The organism is Parasphingorhabdus sp., from assembly GCF_048269915.1.
Classification (GTDB): Bacteria; Pseudomonadota; Alphaproteobacteria; order Sphingomonadales; family Sphingomonadaceae; genus Parasphingorhabdus.
The window spans coordinates 426,906-452,116 of record NZ_JBLWTY010000001.1; the positions used below are offsets into that span (position 1 = coordinate 426,906).

The following is a 25,211-nucleotide window of genomic DNA, read 5'->3' on the forward strand; positions in this document are numbered from 1 at the left end:
GGAGTATCATGCGCTGGGTGAATCGCCGCATAGGTCGGGGCAACCGTTCGCTTTTGGGGGCTATTCCCATCCTGTTGTTAGTAGTGATCTACTTGTTGGTTGCGGCCGACCGCCACGCAATCAATCCCGACGACAAGATATTCCCCTTGCCCGGAGCGATGGTTCAGGCGATGTGGGCGCTGCTGTTCGAACCCGATCAGCTTTCGGGCCGATTGCTCTTCTGGGCGGATAGTCTGGCCAGTCTTCAGCGCCTTGGAATCGGGCTGGGCATATCGTCTTTATCGGCGCTATTTGTGGGCATGATGCTCGGGATCCTGCCGCCGGTTCGCGCGACGTTCGGCACGCTGGTTACAGCAATAGCCGTCATCCCGCCGATTGCCCTGCTGCCTATTCTATTCATTGCTTTTGGGCTTGGAGAAACCGCCAAAGTGGCGCTGATCGTCATCGGGATCACGCCCTTCATGACCCGCGACATCGCGGCTCATATCGGCGCCTTGCCGAGAGAACAGATAGTCAAGGCACAGACTCTGGGTGCAAGCACTTGGCAGCTGATGCTGCGGGTCGCCTTGCCCCAGGCCATGCCGCGACTTATTCAGGGGATACGCCTGTCGCTTGGTCCGGCCTGGGTATTCCTGATCTCGGCCGAGGCGATCGCTTCCGATATCGGACTGGGATATCGAATCTTTCTCGTCCGCCGCTATCTCGCGATGGACGTAATTCTGCCTTACGTAGCGTGGATCGCACTGCTCGCTGCGACTTTGGATTTTCTTCTCGCCAGGTCCAGCCGTCGCTTATTTCCTTGGGCACATGGAGAAAATCATTGAACATAGTGCTCAGCCTGCGCGATGTGTGGGTAGAATATGGTGACCAGGTGGTCCTGGAGCGCATCAAACTCGAGATAGAGGAAGAATCTTTTGTCTCGATCATCGGGCCTTCCGGCGCAGGCAAGAGTAGCCTGCTTCGCGTACTGTTAGGACAGGAAGCGCCGACCAGAGGATCCATCCTGCTCGACGACGTGCCGCTCAAGCCCGAATGCGAGCCAGATCGTGGTGTCGTTTTCCAGCGTTACTCGGTGTTTTCTCATCTTTCCGTGCTCGACAACACATTATTCGGTCTGGAATGCGCCCAAGCGCCGCTGACCGGTCGCCTATTCGGTGCACGGCGCCGGGCCGCAATAGCGGAGGCCGAAGAAATGCTCGTGGCGGTTGGGTTGGGCGACAATCTTCATGTCTACCCGGCGCAGATGTCAGGCGGCATGCAGCAGCGTCTGGCAATCGCACAGGCGCTGATCAAGCGGCCACGCATCCTGTTACTCGACGAACCGTTCGGTGCACTTGATCCCGGCATACGGTCGGACATGCATGCGCTGATAACGCGGTTGTGGAGGGAGTACTCGCTAACTATAATCATGGTTACGCACGACATCCGCGAAGCGTTCTTGCTTGGGACCCGAGTGTTGGCCGTGGACAAAACGCGCCACGATCCGCACGCTCCGCACCGCTACGGTGCATCCGTGGTTTACGATATTCCAGTTACGAAAAAGGGTGCGCTAGCGGAAGATATCTGCGTTGACGCAGGCGATAAGACCTGCAACGAAATTGTCAGCGGTATTACTGTTGACAGAACTAATAATAACTGAGAGGAACAAGATTATGATCTCCGAACCCACAACACTAGCCCGACTCAGTATGAGCCTTCCTGCCGAGCTCTTGCTTCATCTCGACGTGATGGTCGAAGAGCGGGGCCTCCCGTCACGGTCTCAACTGATCTCCGAGTTGATTCGCCATGCGCTGGCGGAGCACGAAGCGCTCACCCGGCCCGAAGAAATGCTCGCAGGGACCATCACGTTGGTCTATCGCGGAGACCATGGAGGCGTGCGTCAACAGCTCGCCACGACTCAGCTACACTATCTGAAGGAAGTCATCTCCTCACAGCATGTGTTCCTAGAAGATGACCAGTCGCTCGAGGTCTTGCTGGTGCAGGGTCCGGCGGTGCGGCTGGAAGAACTTTGCGACGCCTTGCGACGCATTCGCGGTGTGCATCAGCTACGGCTTGTCACCACCACCGCCCTGCTACCGCCGCTTCACGAACAGGACGGCGCAACTGGCAAGGACCGAAAGCGGAGGGGCGTCGCGGCATGACCAAGCCGCTTGCCGATCCTATGGCGGCCCGCGATCATGCCCGCGCGATGGCGGGTACAATCGTGGACACCATGCCGGTACTGCCCCCGGTCGCGAACGATTTGCCCGCCGGTGTGACCGCCGGAGACTTGCTGTGGGAAGAGACGATAGCAGCTGGCGGTTATGCCACCCGTAAACTGGCGCGGGGATCGCGCCTGCGCCTGATCGACCTTGCCGGCGATGCTTGCGTCTCGCTCCTCATCTTCAACGCAGAAATGTCAACCGAACGACTCAATGTCGCAGACACCGTGAAAGTGCAATGGAATGCCTATCTCGGTGCCGGCAAGCTGCTGCTCTCTGATATGGGCCGCGTATTGATGAGCATTCTGGAGGACGGGGCGGGCACCCATGACGCCTTTTGCGGCACGTCCAACGCCGCAACCAACAAAGCCAAATATGGTGAAGGTCACAACAGCGGTGCCTTTCCCAATAGCCGCGACCGCCTTATTCTTGGATCAGCAAAATACGGGTTGCAGAGGCGCGACGTCCACCCGTGCATCAATTTATTCAAAGGCACGCGGATCGAAGCGGATGGGGCCATCACACCGCTGATCGGTCCCTTCGAGGGTGGCCGGGAGCTGCTCCTGCGCGCCGAAATGGATGTGGTCGTGGTTATGGCCAATTGCCCGCACGTCCTCGACTCGCGCGAGGCTTGGACCGTTACGCCGCTGCGTGTTTCAGCGTGGCGCGGAACCGTGACGTCCGAAGACGACCAGATTCGCAATGCTACGCCGGAGGGCCTGCGCGCCTTTCAAAACGTCGAAGATTATTTCCGTCGCTAGGAAGGAATACTGGCCTTACAATGACAGCTCCCCCAGGATTAGAGGGCCTTCCCGGCGCCGTTATTCACGACCAAATCGTACCCGCTCGGGGACCGTGGCTTCATCATGTTTCCGCCGGTCAGACTCTGCGTATTGTCGATTTGGAAGGCAATCAAGCGGTCGACTTCCTGCTCTATTCGGCCCAAGACGATGCAGAGCGCTACAGCGCGCAAGACACCGTCGCGGCACAGGGCAATCTATTCCTGCGCGCTGGCACTGTGCTGCTGTCAAACGAAGGCCGAGCGATGATGACAATCCTCGCCACTTCGGTCGAATATCACGACACGATCGGCGGCGCCTGCTCTTGCGAATCCAATACACTGCGCTACGGCCATCACACCAAGAGCCAGCATGCCTGTGTCGAGAATTTCCTCGAGGCCAATCTAGTCGAAGGTCGCGGCAAGCGCGACATTGTGTCCAATATTAACTTCTTCATGAACGTGCCCGTCGAGGAAGACGGTACGTTGGGGATAGTCGATGGTATTTCGGCCCCGGGCCTCACGGTCGACCTGCACGCTGAAATGGATGTCATCGTGGTCGTGTCGAACTGTCCGCAAATCAACAATCCCTGCAACGGCTTCAATCCTACACCGGTGCGGATGATCATCTCCGCATGAGCGTCGATACGGTCCTCATTGCGAACCGCGGGGCGATAGCCACTAGAATTATACGAACTGTCCGCCGCATGGGTATGCGGTCGGTTGCGGTTTATTCCGAAGCCGATGCCGACTCGCTGCACGTTTCACAGGCCGATGCAGCCGTCTGTATCGGGCCCGCCCTTGCAGCAGAAAGCTATCTGGACATCGCCGCAATCATCAATGCCGCGCGCGCGACTGGCGCGGGCTTCATCCATCCCGGCTACGGCTTTCTGGCCGAGAATGCTGAATTTGCAGAGGCATGCGAGGCTGCTGATATTGCTTTCATTGGCCCGACGCCGGAAAATATCCGTACCTTCGGGCTCAAGCACAGCGCTCGCGCGCTGGCAGCTGCTCAGGGCTTGCCACTCGCACCCGGCACCGGTCTTCTTGTCGACGAGGACCAGGCCGCAAGCGCCGCGAACGAGATCGGCTATCCCGTCATCCTGAAAGCCACGGCTGGCGGTGGCGGCATTGGCATGGAAATTTGTGAGAATGAGTCCGCTGTGCGCAAGAACTGGGACCGCATCGCCCGTCTCGGTGCGGGGAATTTCGGCGATGCCGGGGTGTTCCTTGAACGCTATATCGCCCGCGCTCGCCATATCGAGGTACAGATATTCGGCGACGGGACTGGACGAGTCATGCCGCTCGGCGAACGCGATTGCTCGTTGCAACGGCGTAACCAAAAGGTTGTCGAAGAAGCGCCTGCGCCAGAACTAGACGACGACGTACGACGCAAACTCATCGACGCGGCGGTTCGCTTGGGCGAAGCTGCCCGTTATCTCTCCGCCGGTACGGTCGAATTCCTGTTCGATGCCGAGCGTCAGGAATTCTTCTTCCTTGAAATGAACACCCGTCTGCAGGTCGAACATGGTGTCACTGAAGAGGTAATGGGGATTGATCTGGTTGAATGGATGATCCGCGGGGGGGCGGGGGACTTCTCGTTCCTGGATCGGGAACCACCGGTGGCGCGCGGACATGCTGTGCAGGTTCGCCTCTACGCCGAGGATCCTGCGCTCGACTATCGCCCGACCACCGGCACGATCACCGCGCTCAACTTTCCCGACGCTATTCGGGTCGAAACATGGTGCACGGCCGGAAGTATGATCAGCGCATGGTATGATCCGATGATCGCCAAGCTCATCGTTCACGCCGATACAAGACGGACAGCGATTTCGGCAATTCAGGTCGCGCTCGATGAAAGCCGCTTGGACGGTATTGAATCCAACCTCCGCTGGCTGCGCGCCGTCGTGCGTGATGACCGTTTCACGTCAGGGCAGGTCGCGACCAGATTACTGGAAACGATCGCCTACCATCCGCACAGCATCCGCGTGGTTTCTGGCGGCACGGCCACCACGGTTCAGGACTGGCCGGGGCGGGTCGGTCTGTGGGCGGTCGGCGTTCCGCCCTCCGGTCCGATGGACGATCATTCCTTTCGTATCGGCAACCAGCGGCTCGGGAACCCGGAGGGAACCGCAGGGCTCGAAATCACCTTTACCGGTCCGACCCTATATTTCAACGCACCCACATGCATATGCCTCACCGGGGCCGATTTCGATGCGCGGCTGGACGATGAGCCGGTGGAACGGGGAGTTCCGGTCGATATCGCCGCAGGCCAGACACTCGTGCTCGGGCGTGTCACCGGCGGCGGTATGCGTGGTTATATCCTGATTGCGGGGGGGCTCGACATTCCGCCCTATCTGGAAAGCCGCAGCACGTTCGAACTTGGCCAATTCGGCGGCCATGCCGCTCGAAGGCTGATTGCAGGTGACACGCTCCATCTGGCCGGAGCGGATGTCAGCATGCCCGCACCTGTTGCCAAGGCACCGGATTTCGGGAATCACTGGACCCTGCGGGTCCTATACGGCCCTCACGGCGCTCCGGACTTTTTTACCGATGACGACATTCGCGCGACCCTCGATGCCGACTGGCGCGTGCACTATAATAGCAACCGCACCGGCGTTCGCCTGGTGGGACCCAAACCACAGTGGGCCCGCGCCGATGGCGGTGAGGCGGGTCTCCACCCGTCCAACATCCACGACAATCCTTACGCCATCGGCGCCGTTGACTTTACCGGAGATATGCCGATCATCCTTGGGCCCGATGGACCATCGCTGGGGGGATTCGTCTGTCCGTTCGTGGTGATTGCGGCGGACCAGTGGAAAATTGGCCAACTCGCCCCGGGCGACCGCCTCCGCTTTGTACCGATCACTCTCGACGATGCCAAAATCGCCAACCGCGCGCCGCTGTCGCTGGTCACTAACTCATCCTGCACCGGGGAACCGAAGCGCGAGATCGCCAATCTTTCTCCGATCCTAGCCGACACGCCCGCTCAGGGACTACGCCCGCGCACGGTCTACCGGCAGCAGGGCGACCGCAACATCTTGGTCGAATATGGCCCGATCGTCCTCGACATAGAACTGCGTATTCGTGTGCACGCCCTGATGAGGGAGCTCGAGCAGAAGGCCTTGCCGGGCGTGATCGATATCGTGCCTGGCATTCGCTCCCTCCAGCTGCATTTCGACGATGACGTGCTCGACCAGCGTGGTGCGCTCGCCGCCTTGATGGAAGCCGAAAATCAACTTGGTGATCTGGAGGATTTTACGGTCCCTTCACGGATCGTGCATCTGCCACTCAGCTGGCGCGACCCGGCAACGATCGAGACGATCGAAAAATACATGGCCGCCGTCCGCGACGACGCGCCGTGGTGCCCGGACAACATCGAATTCATCCGGCGTATCAACGGCCAGCCCGACGCGGACGCAGTCGAGGACATTATCTTCGACGCGAGCTATCTCGTAATGGGGCTCGGCGACGTCTATCTCGGTGCGCCGGTGGCGACACCGGTTGATCCCCGGCACCGGCTGGTTACGACCAAGTATAATCCGGCCCGCACTTGGACTCCGCCCAATGTCGTAGGCATCGGCGGCGCCTATATGTGCATCTACGGAATGGAAGGCCCGGGCGGCTACCAATTATTCGGACGCACCATTCAGGTATGGAACACCTATCGGCAAACAAATGCCTTCGTCGATGGCAAGCCCTGGCTGCTGCGCTTCTTCGATCAAATCCGCTTCTTCAGCGTGAGCGCGGAAGAACTGGCCAAATGGAGAAGAGATTTCCCCAATGGCCGCCGATCAATCCGGATAGAGCATTCGGAATTTCGCCTTGCCGACCATCGTGCTTTCCTGGCTGACAACGCCGAATCCATCGAAGCTTTTGAGGCAACGCGGCAATCCGCCTTCGAGGCCGAGCGAGCTCAATGGCAGCAAAACGGCGAATTCGACCGGGTTACCAAGCTAGCAGAAGACCCCGCAATCGGGGCTCCCATTGCTCCCGCGGTCGAAGTGCCCGAGGGCACCGACCTGATCGAGGCTCCGTTTGGAGGGAGCGTGTGGAAACTCATGGTTGCGGAGGGCGATGAGGTCCAGGCCGGGGACGTTATCGCGGTGATCGAGGCAATGAAGATGGAAAGCCCGCTCGAAAGCCCGGACAATGGCACGATTGCAGCGCTCTATATACGCGAGCGCCAGTCACTGGAACCCGGCGCGCCAATGCTGGCGCTGAGGCGGCATCAATGACCGCGCTCGACCGGCAAAGCCCAGCAGCGATCGCAGCGGCCGTAAATAGCGGAGAAACAAATGCGCTCGCAGTGGCGGAAGAAACACTTGCGCGCCTTGCCGCTTATGACGCTGTTCAGCCGCAAATCTGGATCAGCCGCGCTGCACCCGCCGATATGCTCGCCGCCGCCCGGAAGGTCGACGCCCGCATTGCGGCAGGGGAACGGCTTTCGCTGGCCGGCGTACCCTTTGCGGTAAAGGACAATATCGACGTCGCCGGGTTTGAGACTAGTGCAGCCTGCCCGGCCTACGCCTATTCCCCCTCCGGCTCTGCAACCGTGGCCGGGAAACTGACCGAGGCCGGGGCCCTCTGTGTCGGGAAAACCAACCTCGATCAATTTGCAACGGGTCTGGTCGGTACGCGCAGCCCTTATGGTATCCCGCGCAACGCATATAATCTGGCCTATGTCAGCGGCGGCTCGAGTTCGGGCTCGGCTATTGCGGTTGCGGCGGGCCTCGTCGGCTTCGCACTCGGCACCGATACAGCGGGTTCGGGCCGGGTGCCCGCAGCTTTCAATCACCTGGTGGGTCTCAAACCGAGCAAGGGCCGCTGGAGCACGCGAGGCCTCGTGCCTGCATGCCGTACAATCGACTGCATAACCGTGTTCACCGACAATGTGTCGGATGCACGTCTGGTGGACAATGTGCTTGCGGGCTTCGATCCGGGCGACCCCTATTCGAAGCCGCGGGCGGACATCACGCTGCGCCCTCAACGCATCGGCGTACCCCGCCGCGATCAGCGCGCCTGGTTCGGCGACAGCCAGTCCGAATATCTATACGAGCGAGCCATCTCCCGGCTGGGAACCGATGCCGAAGTCGTTGAACTGGACATCACACCCCTCAACGAAGCGGCGAGCCTCCTTTACAATGGTCCTTGGGTCGCTGAACGGGCGGCAGCCATTCAGGAATTGTTGGCCAGCAACCCAGACGCGATCGACGAGACGGTACGGTCGGTGGTCGAGCCCGGCCTGACCATCAGCGCGGTCGAGCTTTTCAAAGGCATTTACCGCCTTGCCGAACTCAAACGCCATGCGGACGTCCTTTGGGACAAGATCGACGTTCTCGCTTTTCCTACCACCGGCACAACTTATCGCGTCGCGGAACTGATCGCTGCGCCGATCGCGCTGAACAGCAATCTGGGCTTTTACACCAATTTCGTGAATCTCCTCGACATGGCAGCAGTCGCTGTGCCCGCCGGCAGCCGTTCGAACGGGACCGGTTTTGGCATCACTTTGATTGGTCCTGCCGACAGTGATCAGGCCCTGCTTGCTGCGGCCGAAACTTATCTTGCGGCAGCAGATCTGCCTGCTCCGCCCGTACTCGACATGGAGGGAAAAATGGAACACGTGAAACTTGCCGTCGTCGGTGCCCATTTGAAAGACATGCCGCTGCATTGGCAGCTGAGCTCGCGCAACGCCGTGTTCATCGGTGCGTTTGAAACCGCCCCTACTTATCGTCTTTACGCGATAGCTGATAGCGTCCCGCCCAAGCCCGCACTGATACACAGCGACGATGGTGCTGCGATCAAAGTCGAAGTGTACGAACTCGATGTCGCCGCATTCGGTAGCTTCGTGGCAGAAGTTCCGGCTCCCCTGGCAATAGGGACGGTGACCCTGGCCGACGGGACCAGCGTCAAAGGCTTTGTCGCCGAGCCTCGCGCTACGGCAGGGGCGGAAGATATCACCGATCTCGGAGGCTGGCGCGCCTACGTCAAGGCGGACTGACAAGCCTCCTAATCTTCAATTCGGAGAAAATTGGCCGACCATAGGCAACGCCAAATATTACGCTTGACGTAAATGATAATATCGATACCATAGTCCTCACAGCAAAAAGAAGTCGTTCACAGGAGAGATACTGCAATGCCGGGCCGGTTGCCCGACAGGGCAGCAGCTATTCTTGGGCCTCGGCCCTCAGCTAAATGAGGTAGGCGATATGAACGGAGTTCGCGTAGGAAACAGGATTATCGGAGCCGATGCACCGGTCACCGTCGGATGGGAAAACATTGGCAGGGTGGAAGGCGGCCCGGCCAAGCAATTCATCTTCACATATTTCCAGCCCACGGTGCTCTTCGCCCTGCTTGCTTTCTGGTATTACGCGCCCAATTCCCTCGCTGTAGCTTCGACGGCCATCTGGATCGGCATCAGCTTCAAGATTCTGTTACTGGCCCTGGAATGGGTCAACCCGCGCTACGACAGCTGGCGTCTTACCTGGAAGGAATGTGCTACCGACCTCTTCTATGTCGGGCTCGGCTATACGGTACTTCGCATGGTCGACCATTATATCGGCGACGGCGTTATCATTGAAGCCATCCAGAGCTCTTTTGACTGGGATAAATTCTCCTGGTTTACGAATTTGCCGCTGCTGGTTCAGGCCCTCCTGATCTCGATGATATTCGATTTCGGTCAATATTGGATGCATCGCGGCATGCACAACTGGTATCCGCTGTGGCTGACCCATGCACCGCATCACTATATCACCCAGCTAAATATCAACAAGGGCGCGGTCGGTAATCCTGTCGAACTGTTTCTTATCGGCCTCGGTATCGGCGGCTTCTTCGATTTCATACCGCGGGCCTTTCTGATCGCCGGTGCCATCGGCCTCGCAGTTGGCACCTACCAGCATATCAATGTCCGCTTCAACACGCCGCGCTGGTGGCTCTTCTTGTTCAACACCACCGAGCACCACAGCGTGCACCACTCACAAGACTACGAAGCCACCCGCAGTAATTACGCCAGCACGTGGATCATCTTCGACCGCATCTTCGGCACCTGTGTTGACGGTGAAGCAGAACTGCTCGGAATGGAAGGCGGGCGCCGGATGCCGATCAACGAGACGATGGTCTTCCCATTCACCGAAGGATATAAGTCAATCAAGTCGCGGATTCAGGGCCGTCGGCAGCCGTCGGCTGCCATGCCAGCCGAGTAACCGGTTGTTTTACCTCTGCCTGAAGTAATCTTCTCTCGACATGCGCTATGTCTGCTCCTGCACAAGGCGCAAGAACTGGCTTACTTTCTTCCGGACATAGGCTGGGAAAATTGCAAATGAAATTGCCTTTCATCGAGCGTATCTGGCACATCAAGGGCTCGCTTGCCTTGGAAGATCGCCAGTCCCCGGAAGATGCTTTTGAAAAGCTCGATCCGTTATTCCAGACGCATGGAACTGTCTACGAGATCGAAGGTGACACGCTCACGTTCCGCAAGCACAATCCCGCCGCCCAGGACAAGCTGGCAACGTTCAATCGCGGCACGCTGCGTATCGTCGAGAGCGAAGGGAGGCCGGTACTCGCATACAATCTTACCAGCCCGGCATTGCTGGCCTGTTTTCTGGCTCCGCTGCTGTTTCTGGCCCTAGCCCAGGCTACCATCGCTATTGGTGAGTTCGAAAATTCGAAAATCGAAGCCGCAGGCGAGTCCGGGGAAGGTGCGGACAAGTCGAAAAAGAACGACGAAGCGGACAAGGACTTCCAGTTGCACTGGCTGGACGAAGCGCTGGGTGCACCCGCACCGGAAAAGCCTGACGAGAAAGACAAAGACGAAGACAAAGATAAAGATAAAAAACATTCACCCACGGCCGCCTATATTTTGGCAGCGATCTTCGCCACACTTTATATTGTAGGGCGAATACTCGAGCCATGGCTGATCAAGTCAACCTTCCGCAAGAAATTATAAGGCATTTTGCGGCCTGCATGGATCAGTTTCAAAGTCTGTCGACGCGCAATAGTCCGCCACTATGACCCATCGCTGTAAAACACCGGTTGGTGGCTGTCTGCTGCATATCGGGTCTTTGGCGCCGGTCTTCCCTAGTTAAGCCGACCGTTTTCTACGAGTTCCTTATTCTGCATGCTGCCAAGCTATCCTGGCGTTGCTCAATCTGTTTCTCGCCTAAATCACACAATGTCATCGGCTCATGCAGCCCATGCACAATCAAGGTTTTCGGCTGCTATTCTGAATGCAAGATTTGATCGGACTGACGTTAATGAACCACTGCTCATCATTGCATCGCCGTTGTATCATCACCTGCTCCTGAAGTTCGAACATAGCGCTCGCGCTGCCATGCTCAACGACCGGGGTAGCGGCGAACCGCATATTCGCGTGATCTTCATCATATGTCGGCCAGGGCGGTCCGTTCTTGGTTGATGGCACACCGGTAGCGGCAAAGCTTGTCCAATAATCGACCATCATCGTTGCAAGAATATGGTCGGCGGCATCGACGGGTGCAGGCCAGTTGGCAGGCAATCGTTTGTCTGGCCCGACGCGGCCAAAAGTGAAGGGCAATTCCCCGGCGTGAAAATTGCATAGATCACGCTCCTCCGCTGCAGCATAGCAATGATCGAAGATGAACGAATAGACGGGCTGTCCCGCTGCAGCCTGTTGCCTGACCATACGCTCGGTTGCCCAGCCATAGACCGCATCACGCGTCGCAGCGAGTTGGCTTTCCGGGACATCCGAGGCCGGATAGAGTTTTAAATAGGCTGGCGCGAGATCGCCATATCGCCTTTTAATTTCGGCTTCATAGGCGGTGGGGTCTATGGGGACTGGTGGAATTAACAATCGTTGCGAGCGGATTTCACCACTGTTGAGACCAGCCAGGATCGGTACCTTCGCCTGCTCGCCGCGATCGAAAATATCGACAACCTGTGCGGGCAACACTTTCCCGTCAACTGTCCCCTGGGCAGGCAGGCGAGCCTGCAAGGCCTTGATCATCAACGCTTCCGCGTCCAGCGCTCGTAGCGCGCCAATATCCTTCCCCAGCGCCATGCCGAATGTTTCGGCGGCAGGCATCTCGAAGGCGGGTTCGCTGAGCTTCGGCACGGCGCGGGTATTCGCACTTTGGATGATAGCCTTGGCAAACAGGCCGTGAGCCCGCGGGCTGGACAGTAGATAGGTGATGCTGAGCGCGCCGGCCGATTCACCCATTAGCGTAACATTCTGTGCATCGCCGCCAAACGCGCTGATATTATTCTTCACCCATGTCAGCGCCGCGATCTGGTCAAGCAAACCATAGTTGCCGGAAATGTCTTCCGGCGATTCGGCGCTGAGCTCGGGGTGCGCCAACCAGCCAAAGACACCAAGCCGATAGTTGATCGAAACGAAAACAATCCCCCGCTTCGCATATTCGCTTCCGTCATACATCGGACTGGCGCTCGTTCCGCGTTGCAGTGCACCGCCGTGAATCCAGACGATCACGGGTGCGCCATCTGCCTTTTGTGGTGCCCAGATGTTGAGTGTCAGACAATCTTCACTAGTGGCCGCAATCTCTTCGAAATAGACACTGTTGGCGGGGTAGGGAGGCTGGATGCAACTGGCACCAAATTCGCGTGCGTCATAGGTGGCTTGCCACGTCGCGGGCGGCGCGGGTGGTCGCCAGCGCCGTTCGCCAACCGGCGGCAAGGCATAGGCAATGCCCTTGAATATGCGGATATCATCCGCGATTGTTCCGGTGAGCCGACCCTGTGCGATCTGCACTTCAGGTTGGTCCGGCTGGGCGGCGGAAGATTGTGTGCCAGCCACAGCTATCATGATGACCATGATACATGCCAAGATTCGAACCGCGGTTCCGTGCATCCTATTCCTCCCCGAGACAGCCGCAATGCTTGCCATTTTTCCTCCTCAACCCTACACTCACTCGCAAGTGAATATCAAGTCCGCCGCATTTATGACCGACCCAAGGTCGGCACGGAAACTGGCGCGGGCACAACGGGGAGATGGTGGTGTGAATGGACCGACGCGACGCGAGGTGCTGGTGGGCGCGAGCAGCCTGTCCCTGACGGCGGCGATACCGACAGCGGCGCAGGCCACAGCCACCACTAAGCCCAATTCGATTGCAGACGATCTCGCCAGATATATCGGATTTGGTAGCAAGCAGTCGGGGGGCGAAGGTGACGTCGCATGCGGCCACTGGCTCGCCGGTGAGCTGGAAGCGGCCGGGTTCGCTGTCGAAAAACCCGTGCTTTCGGTTCCATATTTCGATCCCGCACATTGCGAAATCGCGATTGACGGCGCGCGGGCAACCGTCTGGCCGCAACCAATTGTCACTCCGACGCCGGCAAGCGGCCTATCCGGTCCGCTGGTTCGCGTCGACGGCGCGGGGCGGGCTGACGCGCCGCTCCTCGGAGCAATTGCACTGGTTGATCTGCCTTACGGCCGCTGGTCGTCGGCCATTTCGAAATCCATACGCGGGCCCGTCGATGCCGCCTTCGAGGGCGGTGCAAAGGCGGTAGTCATTGTCACCAACGGTCCCACCGGCAAGGTGATCGCTCTTAATGCCGATGGTCGCGCGCCTATGTTTGCGGGGCCCGTTGGCCTTCTCGCACCCACCGATGCCGCACCCTTCCTGAGCGCTGCGATGACGCATGAAAGGGCGACCGTGACGCTGACGGGACAGGCCGGTCGGCGACCGGCCTTCAACGTGATCGGCCGGATGGATCGGCAAAAAGGGAAATGGATCGTCATCTCGACGCCGCGTTCGGGCTGGTATGGTTGCGCGGCAGAACGAGGCGGCGGCATTGCCGCGTGGCTCGACCTTGCGCGCAACATACCCAGGATGCTGCCCGATCACGATATCGCCTTCCTTTGCAACAGCGGCCATGAATATGAAAATCTGGGAGCCGAGGAATCGCTGAAGGCGACAGCGCCCAAGCCCGAAAAGACCCACTTCTGGTTACATCTTGGCGCCAATCTTGCCGCACGCGACTGGCACGAAGGGCTGTTTGGACTATCGGCACTGCCGGGCACGGATTCGCAGCGCTATCTGGTTGTCAGCCCGCCACTGCTTGCCACGGCGCGGCGCCTGTTCAAGGGGCTGGTGGGGCTCGAAGGGCCTTACCCCAGCGACAAATTATCGGCGGGCGAGTTAACCGCGATCATTGCCGCAGGCTACTCCTCGGTGGCAGGAGTGTTCGGATTGCACCGCTTTCATCACGTCGCTGACGATGACGAGCGATGCATCGATGCGCCAAGTGTTGCTGTGACGGTTGCGGCATTCCGCGACCTTCTGCTGGAAGCCAGTCAGGCCTGAAATCTCGAACAGCTACAAGCGGTTCGCGCGAGCGAGCGCACCGAAATGATAGGCGCTTGGCCGGGGCGTCCGTTTGAACGTCTCGCGGTCAACGGCTGCCAGTCCAAAGGTGTGGCCATAGCCCGATGTCCATTCGAAATTATCGAGCAAGGACCAGTAGAGATAGCTGCGGACGGCGATCCCCTCATCGAGGCAGGCCCTGACGCCGTCGAGCGCCTGATCGATAAAGGCAATCCGGCGCTTGTCATCGTTCACCGCTACGCCGCTTTCGGTCACATAAATCGGCTTGCCAATATTGCGATGCGCCCAGCGGATCGTATTGGCCAGCGCCTGGGGGTAAAATTCATAGCCCGACATCGTCAGTTCGGCATCCGGCGGCGGCGCGACCATCCCATTCTCGTTGAAAACCATCCGCGTATAGCACTGAACGCCGAAGAAATCAGAGTGGCTGCGGGCCACATCGATCCAGTCACCGTAGAGCATCCGCTCATAATGTGCGACCAGCGAAGGCGCTCCTGCCGACTGAATCTCCTGTGTGGTAAGTGTTATCCCCACGGGCAGTTCTGGCCTTACCGACTTGATTTCATCATAGGCCAGACGATGCGCTTCCTGCAGGATCGGCGTGGAAATGGCAGGATCGGAATAGGCCAGGCGCGAAAAGCGCGGTGATCCGGTGGCGGCAACCGCAGCCCTGTTCACTTCGCTTATCTGTTTGAGCGCCGCATCCGACCGCGGGTATAGCGCAACCAGCAGCCCGATATTGGCTTCGTTGAACGTAGTCACGAGATGCATCAGCCCGCCCAGTCTTTCCGCGACAATGCGGCAGAAGCGTGCGAATAATTGCGATGCATCGCTCACCTCGAATCCGCCGCGGGCAGCAAACCAGAGTGGCGTGGTGAAATGGTTCAGGGTCACAATCGGCCGCAGCCCGCGCGCACGACATGCTTCGAGTACGCGCTTGTAATGATCGAGAGCAGCATTGGAAAAATAGCCCTCGCTGGGTTCGATCCGCGCCCATTCCAGACCCAGCCGGTAACAGTTCAGGCCCAGTTGCTGCGCGAGTGCGAAATCTTCGTCATAGCGATGATAGCTATCGCACGCATCGCCGGAACGGTCCTTGAACAAGGTGGGCGTTATATTTTCCGCCAGCCAGGCATCGCTATTGGTGTTATTGCCTTCGCTTTGGTGAGCGGAGATCGCGGCCCCCCACAAAAAGTCAGCCGGTGCAGGGCGGCGTGCAGTCACCGAAGCTGTATTCGCCATGAGGGCGGGAGCGGCCGCGGCACCTGCCGCAACCTGCATCAACTCGCGTCGCCCTATCTCCATATCCTGATCCGTCACAGCCCGTTCCTCTCTACGCTTCAATGTCGCGTTTATAGGTTTCTGGAAGAAACAATATCCCGACCACCGCAGTGATTCCGGCTATCACGACGGCATACCATAGCCCCTGATAGATGCTGCCTGTCGCCGCGACCATCGCGAAGCCAATCGTTGGCATAAAGCCCCCGACCCAGCCGTTTCCGATATGATATGGCAGAGACAATGACGAATAGCGGATACGCGCGGGAAACAGTTCGACCAGCAGAGCGGCAAGCGGTCCATAGACCATCGTTCCCAGCGTCCCGAGCATGCACAGGATCACGATAACCTTGAACCGGTCCATCTCAGCCGGATCGGCGCTGTCCGGATAGCCCGCTCCATCCAGATTTGCCTTCACCGCCGCACCAAAATTAGCAATAGCGGCGGCCTTTACCTTTCCGCTTACCGCATCTGGATCGGGCGCCGTGACGACATGATCACCGATTTCAACCGATGCAATGGTCCCGGCAGGCGCTTCGATATTCTCGTAGTTGATCCCGTTTTTTGCGAGATAGGATTTGACGATATCGCAACTTGTCTTGTCAAACGTGTTGCCACCGATAGGGTCGAACTGGAACGAACATTCGGCACCATGGGCCACGATGCGTACGGGCGCGCGTTCGATAGCCGCCGCCATTGTCGGGTTGGCGGCGCCGACCAGCGCACTATAGAGCGGGAAATAGGCAAAAACAGCAATAACGCATGCTGTCATCATGATTGGCTTTCGACCAATTTTGTCGCTGAGCCAGCCCCAGAAAACATAAAGGGGAATGGTGATTGTCAGCGCAGTGGCGACAAGGAAATTGGCGGTAGCACCGTCGACCTTGGCGATTTTTTCGAGGAAGAAAAGCGGGTAGAGATGGCCCGAGAAACCGATCACCGCTTGCCCGGCGACCGCACCAAATAACGCGATCAAAACGATTTTTAGATTTTTCCACTGTCCGAAGGCTTCCGTCAGCGGCGCTTTCGAAGTCGCGCCATGCGCCTTCATCCGTTGAAAAACAGGGCTTTCGTTGAGTTGGAGGCGAATCCAGAGCGCGACCAACAGCAGGATGATGGAGAAAAGAAAAGGCACGCGCCAACCCCAGGCAAAAAAGTCATCGGCATCCAAAGTCGTACGCAATCCGACGACAAACATTGATGCCAGGATCAGACCCAGCATTGCCGTAGTCTGGATAAAACCGGTGTAAAAGCCGCGCTTCCCCTTCGGTGCATGTTCGGCGATATAGACTGCTGCGCCGCCATATTCGCCGCCAATCGCCAGGCCCTGCAACAGCCGAAGCGCCATCAGGATGATCGGTGCAGCAATGCCGATGCTATCATAGGAAGGCAGTACGCCCACTGCGAAGGTCGACAGACCCATGATCGCCATGGTGACGAGGAAGGTTTTCTTGCGCCCCACGATATCGCCGACACGGCCGAATACCAGCGCGCCGAACGGTCGCACCGCAAAACCGGCAGCAAAAGCCATCAGAGCAAGAATGAAGCCTGTGGTTTCGTTGACCCCCGAAAAAAACTTGGCCGAAATAACGCTGGCAAGCAGACCGTAGAGATAGAAATCATACCATTCGAATACCGTCCCCAGCGAGGAAGCGGCGACAACGAGCTTCTCATTCTGTTTTTTACCCACGCCGTCTGGCAAAGCTTCCGTGCTGGTAGCCATATCCCTTCTCCCATTTGTTCCGGTCGAGACGGCAGTTCTTCGCCTATCCGCCTCCGCCGGAGAATATCAGCGCGCGGCGTTGCCCGCCGGGCTTCCTTGTTCACTCGTCAAAAATGCACGTTCTACCGAGACAACGGCAGAACCCTTGAGGATAATATTCAGGCCGAGCCGCACCAACATTAACCTGTCCGACCGCCTCAGATCCCGCATAATTCGGTACTCCAATAATAACTCACTTGTGAGTGAATAAGAATCACGTCCTGAAACCGAAGCAGGTGTCCTTTCCTGCCTCGACACTTTTCCTGTTAATGTTGCTCGCAGATTTCCTTGAAGCCAGCCGCCATGAATCGGGCCATGCGCTGCTTGACCGCAGAATAATCGTCCGACTGGCAAAGACCATGCGACAATTTGTCGATACGTCCGGTCCGCGCAAGCGTGAGCATCAGCGCTCCGGTCACGAAATGATAGCCCCAGAAAATATCTTCTTCGGCTGCGTTGGGGAGCGCTTTCTTCAAAATGTCGATCAGGCGCAGCACCACCGGATCGAAATATTTATCCATATATTCGGCACCATCCGGGCTGTTTGATGCTTGGGCACCAAATGCGCCATAGTTTTTCCATCCTTCGCCACCATGAATATAGAGGTCGAGGTCGGTGTCCAGGAACGCATGCAGCGCACCCTCAACCGTCGGCGTTTCGCCGGCCGCACGGTCGTAATCATCAAGCGCCTGCATCCGTTTTTCGATTGTAACGACTGCACGCCGTGCAAAGACGGCGTCGAACAAGGTTTGTTTGTCATCGAAATAATAGTTGAGCAGCGTGTGGTGGACGCCCACTTGCTTGGCGACATCCTTTAGCGTCACCCCGTAAAAGCCGTGCGTCGCAAACAGGAATTCGGCAGTATCGAGGATCTGCTCCATCATCTCGGCGCGTTGCTCCGCCTTCGACAACTTCTTCACCGCGGTTTTGACTGTAGACACCAAATTCATTTCCTTCTGCACATTTATGGTCGCTGTCGCGACCGCGATCACCCTACACGTGTCCGTAATCCGCCCGCAATTGTATTTTATCGATCTTGCCGGTCGCCGCGAGTGGCATCTCGTCGAGACGGATGATCGCATCAGGAATCCACCAGGTCGCGACGCTCCCTCGCAAAGGTGCAAGCAGTTCTTCATCGCTGATCGATTCACCATGCGTCTCGACCAGCAGGACAGGACGCTCGCCCCATTTCGGATCAGTCCGGCCTATCACTGCAGCGAGTGACACCTGTGGCAGCGCGCCAACCAGCGTTTCGATTTCGGCGGGGTTGATCCACTCGCCACCCGATTTGATAAGATCCTTGGCACGTCCCGTGATCGTCAGATTCCCGCCGCCGTCGATGCGCGCCAGATCACCGGTGTCGAACCAGCCTTCAGCGTCGGTTGCGGATTCCTCATGACCAAAATAGCGCCCTATGACGCTTGGCCCGCGAACGCGCAAATATCCCTCCGACCCGCGCTGATCGGCAAGCGGGCTACCGCTTGAGTCGGTGAGCAAAAGGTCGACACCTATGGCTGGCCGCCCAGAGACGCTCGCCGAGCGTCCGGGGTCGCCAGGTGCCGCGGCGGTACCGAGCGGTGACAATTCGGTCATGCCCCAACTTGTCTGAACCTCGGCTCCCAGCCTTCGCTCGATCCGCTCCATCAGCGCCGGTGGCATTGACGCGCCCCCGACGAGAATCCGTTCGAGCGTCGGAACCTCGCCGCCTTCACTCTCGAGATGCTCGACCAGCCCCAGCCAGACGGTCGGCACTCCCACGCCCAGGGTCACGCCTTCGGACCGGATCAGGCGCGCAATATGCGCACCATCGCTATGGCGACCGGGCAGCACCAGCTTGGCGCCGACCGCAGGAACCGTGAAAGGCAAGCCCCAGGCATTGGCATGGAACATGGGAACGATTGCGAGCACCGCATCCTGCGCACGCACGCCCATGACGTCGGCTTGAAGTTGCCGCATTGTATGCAGGTAGCAGCCGCGATGTGTATAGCTAACCCCCTTGGGCGCGCCGGTCGTGCCGGAAGTGAAGCACAGTCCGGACGGCGTGTTCTCGTCAAACTGCCCCCATTCGACATCCATTGATGCTGTGCCCATCGCCGTTTCAAGCGCGCCAACTACAATAGGAGCGCCGGCTGGGTTATCCTGCGCCGTGTTGTCGTCGAGCAGCAATATATGCCGTACCGTGCCCCCTTCATTGGTAGCGTCGAGGGCAAGGGGCAGAAGATCGGGGCTGACCAACAAGATGCCAGCTTCCGACTGGACCAGCATTGCCCCGAGCTGTTTAGCCGTGAGGCGTGGATTCAATGTATGGCATACGGCGCCCATGCCGATAATTCCGTACCAGCTTTCGAAATGGCCTTGCGTATTCCACGCGAGCGTTGCCACCCGGTCGCCACTGCCAACGCCGAGCCCCTGTAGGGCACCTGAAATCGCGCGCGCGCGCTGGTATAGCGTCGCGTAATCGATGCGTTCGATCTCTCCGTCTTTCCCTGCTGACACAACCTCGCCGGAAGGGTGCCATTTTGCAGCATGGGAAAGAAACTTGTCGAGAGTCAGTGCATAATCTTGCATTGAACCGTCGATCATTTGCACCCCTCGGCTTTGGGGGGCAGCGGCGGTGACGCGATGCCGACATTCCAGTTCCACGCAATATCACCGGCCGCGCGGCGGCGGCACACGACCGCTTCGTGGAGCACGGCCGTGCCGTGGAGCAGCTTGTGACGTGCGCGCGGGACATCGGCAAAATGCATAAAGCCGCTGTTGTTCGAATAGTCCGGCCAGTCGGGCTGGCCTTTCGCCTGAGGGCGGCTGTGTTTCGCAAAGCTCGCCCAGTAATCGCCCATCGCATCAATCATTTTATGTTCCGCCAAGTTGCTGGGAATTTTCGGCCAAAGCGGCGGCGTTTTGCCCGCGGTATCGAAAACATAGGGTAATTCGGCAGCGTGAAAGGCGTGCAGATTCCATTGCTGCGTCGCCGGATAGCCGTGATCGAAGAAATAGAGATAGGCGGGTTTGCCGAGCGCGGCCTGGTTCGAGACCAGCCGCTCGGATGTCCAGCCATACATCGCATCACGCGTCGCGGCGAGCATGCTTTCCTCGATATTCTTTGCCGGATAGCGGGCAAGAAAGGCATCGGCAAATTCGCCGTAATTCGCGCGGACCATCGCTTCATAAGCCTCTGCATTATCCGGGGCCTTGGGCAGCAAGAAGCGCAGTGAACGGATTTCCCCGGCGTTAAAACCGGCCAGGATCGGCACCGGCGCCTGTTCGTTGCGGTCAAACGTCTCGACCAGCTGGCGCGGTACGATTTTTCCGTCGACGACAGGGAAAGGGAAATAACCCGTGGCGGGTGCCTTGCTTGCAATCTCTTCCGCCGGCAAGGCGCGAAGCGCAGCAAGATCGGTCGCGCCGAGCTTGGTTGCCAGATCAACACCCTGCTGCTCGGCTGGCACCATGCCGTTCAGCTGCGCGCGCAGCCCGGGCGCCGAAACCATATAGGCGCTTTGTGCAATTGCCTTGTGGAACAGCCCCCGCGCTTGCGGCGCAGCCATTAGATACATGACGCTGAGCGCGCCCGCAGACTCACCGGCGATCGAGACATTTCCGGCATTGCCGCCGAAGGCGCCGATGTTTCGCTTCACCCATTCCAGCGCCGCGATCTGGTCGAGCAGACCGTAATTTCCCGACACGCCGTCGGCCGATTCAGCACTGAGGCCCGGGTGCGCGAGATAGCCGAGCGCCCCGAGCCGGTAGTTGATTGACACGACGATCATGCCGCGCGCCGCGAGCGCGCTGCCATCATAAAGCGGGTCGCCCCCTGATCCGGTGGTCAGCGATCCGCCATGGATCCATACGAACACCGGCGCACCCTTGGCATTTTCCGGTGCCCAGATGTTCAGCGACAGACAGTCCTCGCTCATTGCCGGCAGGTCCCAGGCATAAATGCTCGGGCCCCGCGGCCCCGGCTGCAGACATGCCGCACCGAATTTGGTCGCATCGCGCACATCCTGCCAGTCTGGCACCGCCTGAGGCGGTGCCCAGCGCAGCTTGCCGACCGGCGGTGCCGCATAGGGAATGCCCTTGAAGATGCGAATACCCTTTGCTTTGCTACCCTCCACCTTGCCTGCCGGCGCGTCGACCATAGGGCCAGACGCGGCGACAGCCGGTCCTGCGAACAGGGCGGTTACAGCAAGAGCAAAGGGTAGCAGGCGGGAGATCATCGTAGCTTTCATTATCCTCTGTCCAATCAGAACCGGTAATTGGCACGAACACCAACCGTCCGCGGCCGCAACCGGGCGTAACGACCATCAAGGAAGGCCTCCGGATGGACATAGGTGATCGAGCTGTCATTCAAAACATTCTCGACATAGGCGGTCAGGTCAATCGACCCCAGCTTGACCCCGGCATAGAGATTCATATTGGTCCACGCCTCGGTAAAATCATAGGTCGGAGACAAGGCCGCTGGATTGCCGGGCACGTTCGGGAACTGGTTCGGGAACGATCCGACATGCGACACATTGACGGCAGCGAAGCCGCTGTCGCTAGCGCCGATCGCAAAGTCATACCGCACGGTACCGGAACCCTGGAAGTGCGGCGATGCAAGCCGGGTTCCCTTTTCCGCGCCCGAGATTGCCGCCTCGAGTGCGGTTAGGTCGGTTACCTTGGCTTCGTTGAATGAACCGTTGAGCGTAAGGCTCAGGCCCTGAACCGGCCGCGCGACAAATTCGAACTCAAGGCCATAGCTTTCTGCTCCGCCAATATTGGTGGCAAACTGGATCGAGTCGGACACACGGTTTGCCTGGACCTGGATGTTTTTCCAGTCGATATAATATGCCGCGATATTGGCGACCAGGTCACCCCCCAGCCAGCGCCCTTTGATACCAACCTCATAATTGGTAACGCTGTCCGAACTTGCACCATCCGGTATCACCAGATCATTGGGATCAATTGCGCTCACCAGACCTGCCCGCGCATTGACCACCGGTGTGCGAAAACCCGTGGACACTGTCGCATAGGTGGTCAGGCTGTCGCTTGGCTTCCATGACGCGCTCGCCTTCCATGACAAGCGATCATCCGAGACCTTGAGCCCTTCGGCATAAGCGATAGGCGTCACAGTGATCGGCGGGAAAAAGAACCCGCATGCCGGGAAGAATTCCCTGCAATAAGCCGCGGTCAGATAGTTGCTGTTATAACCGCCCCCGCGAGTAAAACTCTGCACCTTGGTGTTGCCATAGCGAAGCCCGCCAGTGACCCAGAAACTATCGCTGAAACGGAAGGTCAGCTCGCCGAAGCCCGCAATTTCAGTCTGGTCAGTATAAGCCTGAAAACGCTGATAATATTCGTCGGGAAGCCCGGTGAGGCCGTTCGCATTGAGATATTCCGGCGTCGAACGATAGGCGAAATCGACCGTCCGGCGCTTGTCATAGTAAAAGAAGCCCGCGACCCATTCCAATGGCCCCGAACCGCGCGAAACCAGCCGCGTTTCCTGGACGAACAGGTCATCATAGCCATAGGCGTCGAGCGCGAACGGGAAGGCTTGAGCATATGTTCCCGCAAGATCGACGTAAAAAGAAGCATCATAGTTCGACAATGTCGTTGAACTGATCAGCTCGGCAAAATCGAATTCATGATTGATGGTTACGTTAAAGTTGGTGAGTTCGCCCTGGAACAGATCGGGGCGGTCCGAATTGCGCACAAATTTCCCGAGAGTCGGATTGGTAAGACCGGAATCCGCTGGCTTGCTGTTTTCGTAGGAAGCGAGCAGGCGAACTTTCATACGGTCGCTGGGCTGCATCAACAGGCTGACGCGCCCGCCATAGGCTTCCAGGCTGTTGGAGTCATTCACACCGGTGCCGATATTGTCGACCCAGCCATCTTCGTTGCGATAATAGCCCGTAGCGCGCAGGCCGAGCTCGTCCGTCATGATCGGAATATTGATCATGGCGTTGTAGCGCTGGCGAACCGAACTGGATCCGGTAAGGGCCAGGTCGGCGCTGACCGAAGCCTCGAAATCATCGAGGTCGGGACCGCGGGTAATGATACGCATCGCGCCGGCAAGCGAGTTGGAACCGAATAATGTGCCCTGCGGTCCGCGCAGAAATTCCACACGCTCAACATCGTATAGATTGGGATCTAGAATAGTAGAGTTGCCATTCGCTGAAATCGGCAGTTCGTCGATATAGATGGCGACTGCACTTTGCAGCCCGGCGCTATATCCGTTCGTGTTAATTCCGCGGCTGGTAAAATTGTTGAAGTTCTGGGTCGGTTTGTTGACGACGATACCCGGGGTGTTCTGTGCGATGCCTTCGTAACCGACAATGCCGAGATCATCCAGATCTTCCTGGGCATAAGCTGTGACGCTGAGCGGAATATCCTGAATCCGCGCGGTACGGCGAGTTGCAGTGACGACAATTTCCTTATTGTCGCGCTTCTGATCTCGCGCCGCTGCGTCAGCGGCTTGTGGCACTTCGGTCGACTGTGCGACTGCGGAAACGGGTTGGGCGAGCAAAGCGACCGCAGACGCGGACGCAAAAAACTTAACATTCATATGAACCTCTCCTCCTAGCCAACGCTCTCTGTCGCTGACTTGGGCACGGTTTATGCCACTTTGCGTCGCAATGTCAACACTCACTATCACGTGTGTGAATGTGTTGCTTGGCGGGCGCGCTTCAGCCTCTTTTAATAGCGATTGGAACTATCAGCTGCATAGAATCCATCACGGCAGCAACCTGAGTCTACACCCGCCTTTCCGGGCGGTGAGGAGCAAGACAGTGCTTGCCGCTGCAATCACCGGAACCAAGGCGCAATGCCGCCTTTTGAAAGAAACGGCTGCCAATCGCGAATTGCACATTTGCTGGATTTTCACCTTTGGGAACAACAATCTTCTGTTCTTCGCTGATTATCGCTCCCAACATCTCACTGGCTTCTGGCACCCGCCAGACTTCCCTCGGTGTAATCCGCAATACCCGCCATTCGCGCGACCAGAATCTTATGCAATCGCAGATACCAGCCAGGCTTTTCCTTGCATCAGAACACCTTTTCCGGGAACATGATGCTTGGCAAACAGATCGGTCAGCTCCTCGCTAGCCGCCGCGAATATGGTATCGCCTTTATCACGCAACGCACGTCCGGCAGCCATCGAAGCAAGCGCAAAGGCAACAGCTTTGTCGGGCGTTGCACCGATACCACCGACAGGTTGCAGACCTTCATATGCCGCAACATCAACATTCGTGAAACCACCGCCGCTCAGTATCTCTCCAAGATATTCCAAATCCTCGAAAGCGAAAGGCCCCGGCGCACGCGGGATCGCAGGCGGAACTTCGATGTGATTTCTGACAACGCCCATCATCTCCATCATCCAGAGATTTTCGCGTGGCGGTCCCCATACCGCGAGATCAATCCGGCCACCCGGCCGGACAAGGCCGTGCAAATGCGAAAAAGCTGCTATTGGATTATCGAAAAACATGCTGCCAAAACGAGAGAACAGGCGGTCATAAGGCGCGTCAGGCAATTGAACGACGGACGCGTCGGCGCAGGTAAATTCGATATTGGTCGCGCCGCTTTTTGTGGCGCGTTCCCGCGCGGCTACGACGAGGTCAGGCGAAATATCGACGCCCATGACCTTGCCGGAAGGCGCAACCGCAGACGCAATGGCAAGCGTGGTAGCGCCGCCACCGCAACCCAGATCGATCACCGATTCCCCATCTTGATAATCGGCGCGGGCGAGCAAAGCGTCTCCGATCGGGGCAATCATCTCTTCGAACAGGAAAAGACTCGCCAGCCATTTAAGCCCCATTTCTCCAGCCCAGTCTTCCGGTTTCAGCTCTTCGGGATGCAAATCTTTATCGGCGCCATCATTGGTCATGAGATATTTTCCTATT

General features: G+C 58.2%; 19 protein-coding genes. 10 read left to right on the forward strand and 9 right to left on the reverse strand.

Annotated features, from left to right (window positions below; genetic code table 11):
* The first annotated feature begins 8 nt into the window (after positions 1-8).
* The 9 genes from ACN0WX_RS01985 (at position 9) to ACN0WX_RS02025 (ending at position 10,924) form a co-directional block, all read left to right on the forward strand.
* A complete protein-coding gene (locus ACN0WX_RS01985; protein ID WP_417620596.1) occupies positions 9-824 on the forward strand; it encodes an ABC transporter permease in 816 nt (271 codons plus the stop codon).
* Positions 821-1,639 carry an ATP-binding cassette domain-containing protein gene (locus ACN0WX_RS01990; protein WP_417620597.1) on the forward strand — a complete coding sequence of 273 codons (819 nt, stop codon included), beginning with the start codon at positions 821-823 and terminating at the stop codon, positions 1,637-1,639. The genes ACN0WX_RS01985 and ACN0WX_RS01990 overlap by 4 nt, the downstream gene beginning before the upstream one ends.
* A gap of 13 nt (positions 1,640-1,652) precedes the next feature.
* The gene (locus tag ACN0WX_RS01995; RefSeq protein ID WP_417620598.1) at positions 1,653-2,141 is read left to right on the forward strand and encodes a CopG family ribbon-helix-helix protein; all 489 of its coding nucleotides are present in this window, start codon (positions 1,653-1,655) and stop codon (positions 2,139-2,141) included.
* Complete coding sequence (locus ACN0WX_RS02000; RefSeq protein ID WP_417620599.1) at positions 2,138-2,962, forward strand: urea amidolyase associated protein UAAP1; 825 nt, start codon at positions 2,138-2,140, stop codon at positions 2,960-2,962. The genes ACN0WX_RS01995 and ACN0WX_RS02000 overlap by 4 nt, the downstream gene beginning before the upstream one ends.
* A gap of 20 nt (positions 2,963-2,982) precedes the next feature.
* Positions 2,983-3,618, forward strand: a complete 636-nt coding sequence (locus tag ACN0WX_RS02005) for an urea amidolyase associated protein UAAP2 (RefSeq protein WP_417620600.1) — start codon at positions 2,983-2,985, stop codon at positions 3,616-3,618.
* Positions 3,615-7,217, forward strand: a complete 3,603-nt coding sequence (gene uca / locus ACN0WX_RS02010; protein ID WP_417620601.1) for an urea carboxylase — start codon at positions 3,615-3,617, stop codon at positions 7,215-7,217. Before ACN0WX_RS02005 ends, uca begins: the two co-directional genes overlap by 4 nt.
* A complete protein-coding gene (gene atzF / locus ACN0WX_RS02015; RefSeq protein ID WP_417620602.1) occupies positions 7,214-8,980 on the forward strand; it encodes an allophanate hydrolase in 1,767 nt (588 codons plus the stop codon). The genes uca and atzF overlap by 4 nt, the downstream gene beginning before the upstream one ends.
* A 208-nt stretch (positions 8,981-9,188) precedes the next feature.
* Complete coding sequence (locus ACN0WX_RS02020; RefSeq protein ID WP_417621188.1) at positions 9,189-10,181, forward strand: sterol desaturase family protein; 993 nt, start codon at positions 9,189-9,191, stop codon at positions 10,179-10,181.
* A 116-nt stretch (positions 10,182-10,297) separates the two neighbouring features.
* The gene (locus ACN0WX_RS02025) at positions 10,298-10,924 is read left to right on the forward strand and encodes a hypothetical protein (RefSeq protein WP_417620603.1); all 627 of its coding nucleotides are present in this window, start codon (positions 10,298-10,300) and stop codon (positions 10,922-10,924) included.
* A 255-nt stretch (positions 10,925-11,179) separates the two neighbouring features.
* Here ACN0WX_RS02025 and ACN0WX_RS02030 read toward each other — a convergent pair whose 3' ends face one another.
* On the reverse strand, positions 11,180-12,784 hold the full coding sequence (locus ACN0WX_RS02030) for a carboxylesterase/lipase family protein (RefSeq protein WP_417620604.1): 1,605 nt from the start codon (positions 12,782-12,784) through the stop codon (positions 11,180-11,182).
* 127 nt (positions 12,785-12,911) lie between these two features.
* Here ACN0WX_RS02030 and ACN0WX_RS02035 point away from each other — a divergent pair, with 127 nt between their 5' ends.
* Complete coding sequence (locus tag ACN0WX_RS02035) at positions 12,912-14,273, forward strand: hypothetical protein (protein ID WP_417620605.1); 1,362 nt, start codon at positions 12,912-12,914, stop codon at positions 14,271-14,273.
* A 12-nt stretch (positions 14,274-14,285) separates the two neighbouring features.
* Here ACN0WX_RS02035 and ACN0WX_RS02040 read toward each other — a convergent pair whose 3' ends face one another.
* The 8 genes from ACN0WX_RS02040 to ACN0WX_RS02075 form a co-directional block, all read right to left on the reverse strand.
* Positions 14,286-15,614 carry a glycoside hydrolase family 1 protein gene (locus ACN0WX_RS02040; protein WP_417620606.1) on the reverse strand — a complete coding sequence of 443 codons (1,329 nt, stop codon included), beginning with the start codon at positions 15,612-15,614 and terminating at the stop codon, positions 14,286-14,288.
* 13 nt (positions 15,615-15,627) lie between these two features.
* Complete coding sequence (locus ACN0WX_RS02045; protein ID WP_417620607.1) at positions 15,628-17,295, reverse strand: MFS transporter; 1,668 nt, start codon at positions 17,293-17,295, stop codon at positions 15,628-15,630.
* A gap of 305 nt (positions 17,296-17,600) precedes the next feature.
* Positions 17,601-18,284, reverse strand: coding sequence for a TetR/AcrR family transcriptional regulator (locus ACN0WX_RS02050; RefSeq protein ID WP_417620608.1), 684 nt, complete (start codon positions 18,282-18,284; stop codon positions 17,601-17,603).
* Positions 18,285-18,327: 43 nt separating this feature from the next.
* Positions 18,328-19,917, reverse strand: a complete 1,590-nt coding sequence (locus tag ACN0WX_RS02055) for an AMP-binding protein (protein WP_417620609.1) — start codon at positions 19,915-19,917, stop codon at positions 18,328-18,330.
* Complete coding sequence (locus ACN0WX_RS02060; RefSeq protein ID WP_417620610.1) at positions 19,914-21,563, reverse strand: carboxylesterase/lipase family protein; 1,650 nt, start codon at positions 21,561-21,563, stop codon at positions 19,914-19,916. Before ACN0WX_RS02060 ends, ACN0WX_RS02055 begins: the two co-directional genes overlap by 4 nt.
* 14 nt (positions 21,564-21,577) lie before the next feature.
* Complete coding sequence (locus ACN0WX_RS02065) at positions 21,578-23,878, reverse strand: TonB-dependent receptor (protein WP_417620611.1); 2,301 nt, start codon at positions 23,876-23,878, stop codon at positions 21,578-21,580.
* Positions 23,879-24,065: 187 nt separating this feature from the next.
* On the reverse strand, positions 24,066-24,263 hold the full coding sequence (locus ACN0WX_RS02070; RefSeq protein WP_417620612.1) for a hypothetical protein: 198 nt from the start codon (positions 24,261-24,263) through the stop codon (positions 24,066-24,068).
* Between the two features lie 56 nt (positions 24,264-24,319).
* Positions 24,320-25,195, reverse strand: coding sequence for a methyltransferase domain-containing protein (locus tag ACN0WX_RS02075; protein ID WP_417620613.1), 876 nt, complete (start codon positions 25,193-25,195; stop codon positions 24,320-24,322).
* Between the last annotated feature and the right edge of the window lie 16 nt (positions 25,196-25,211).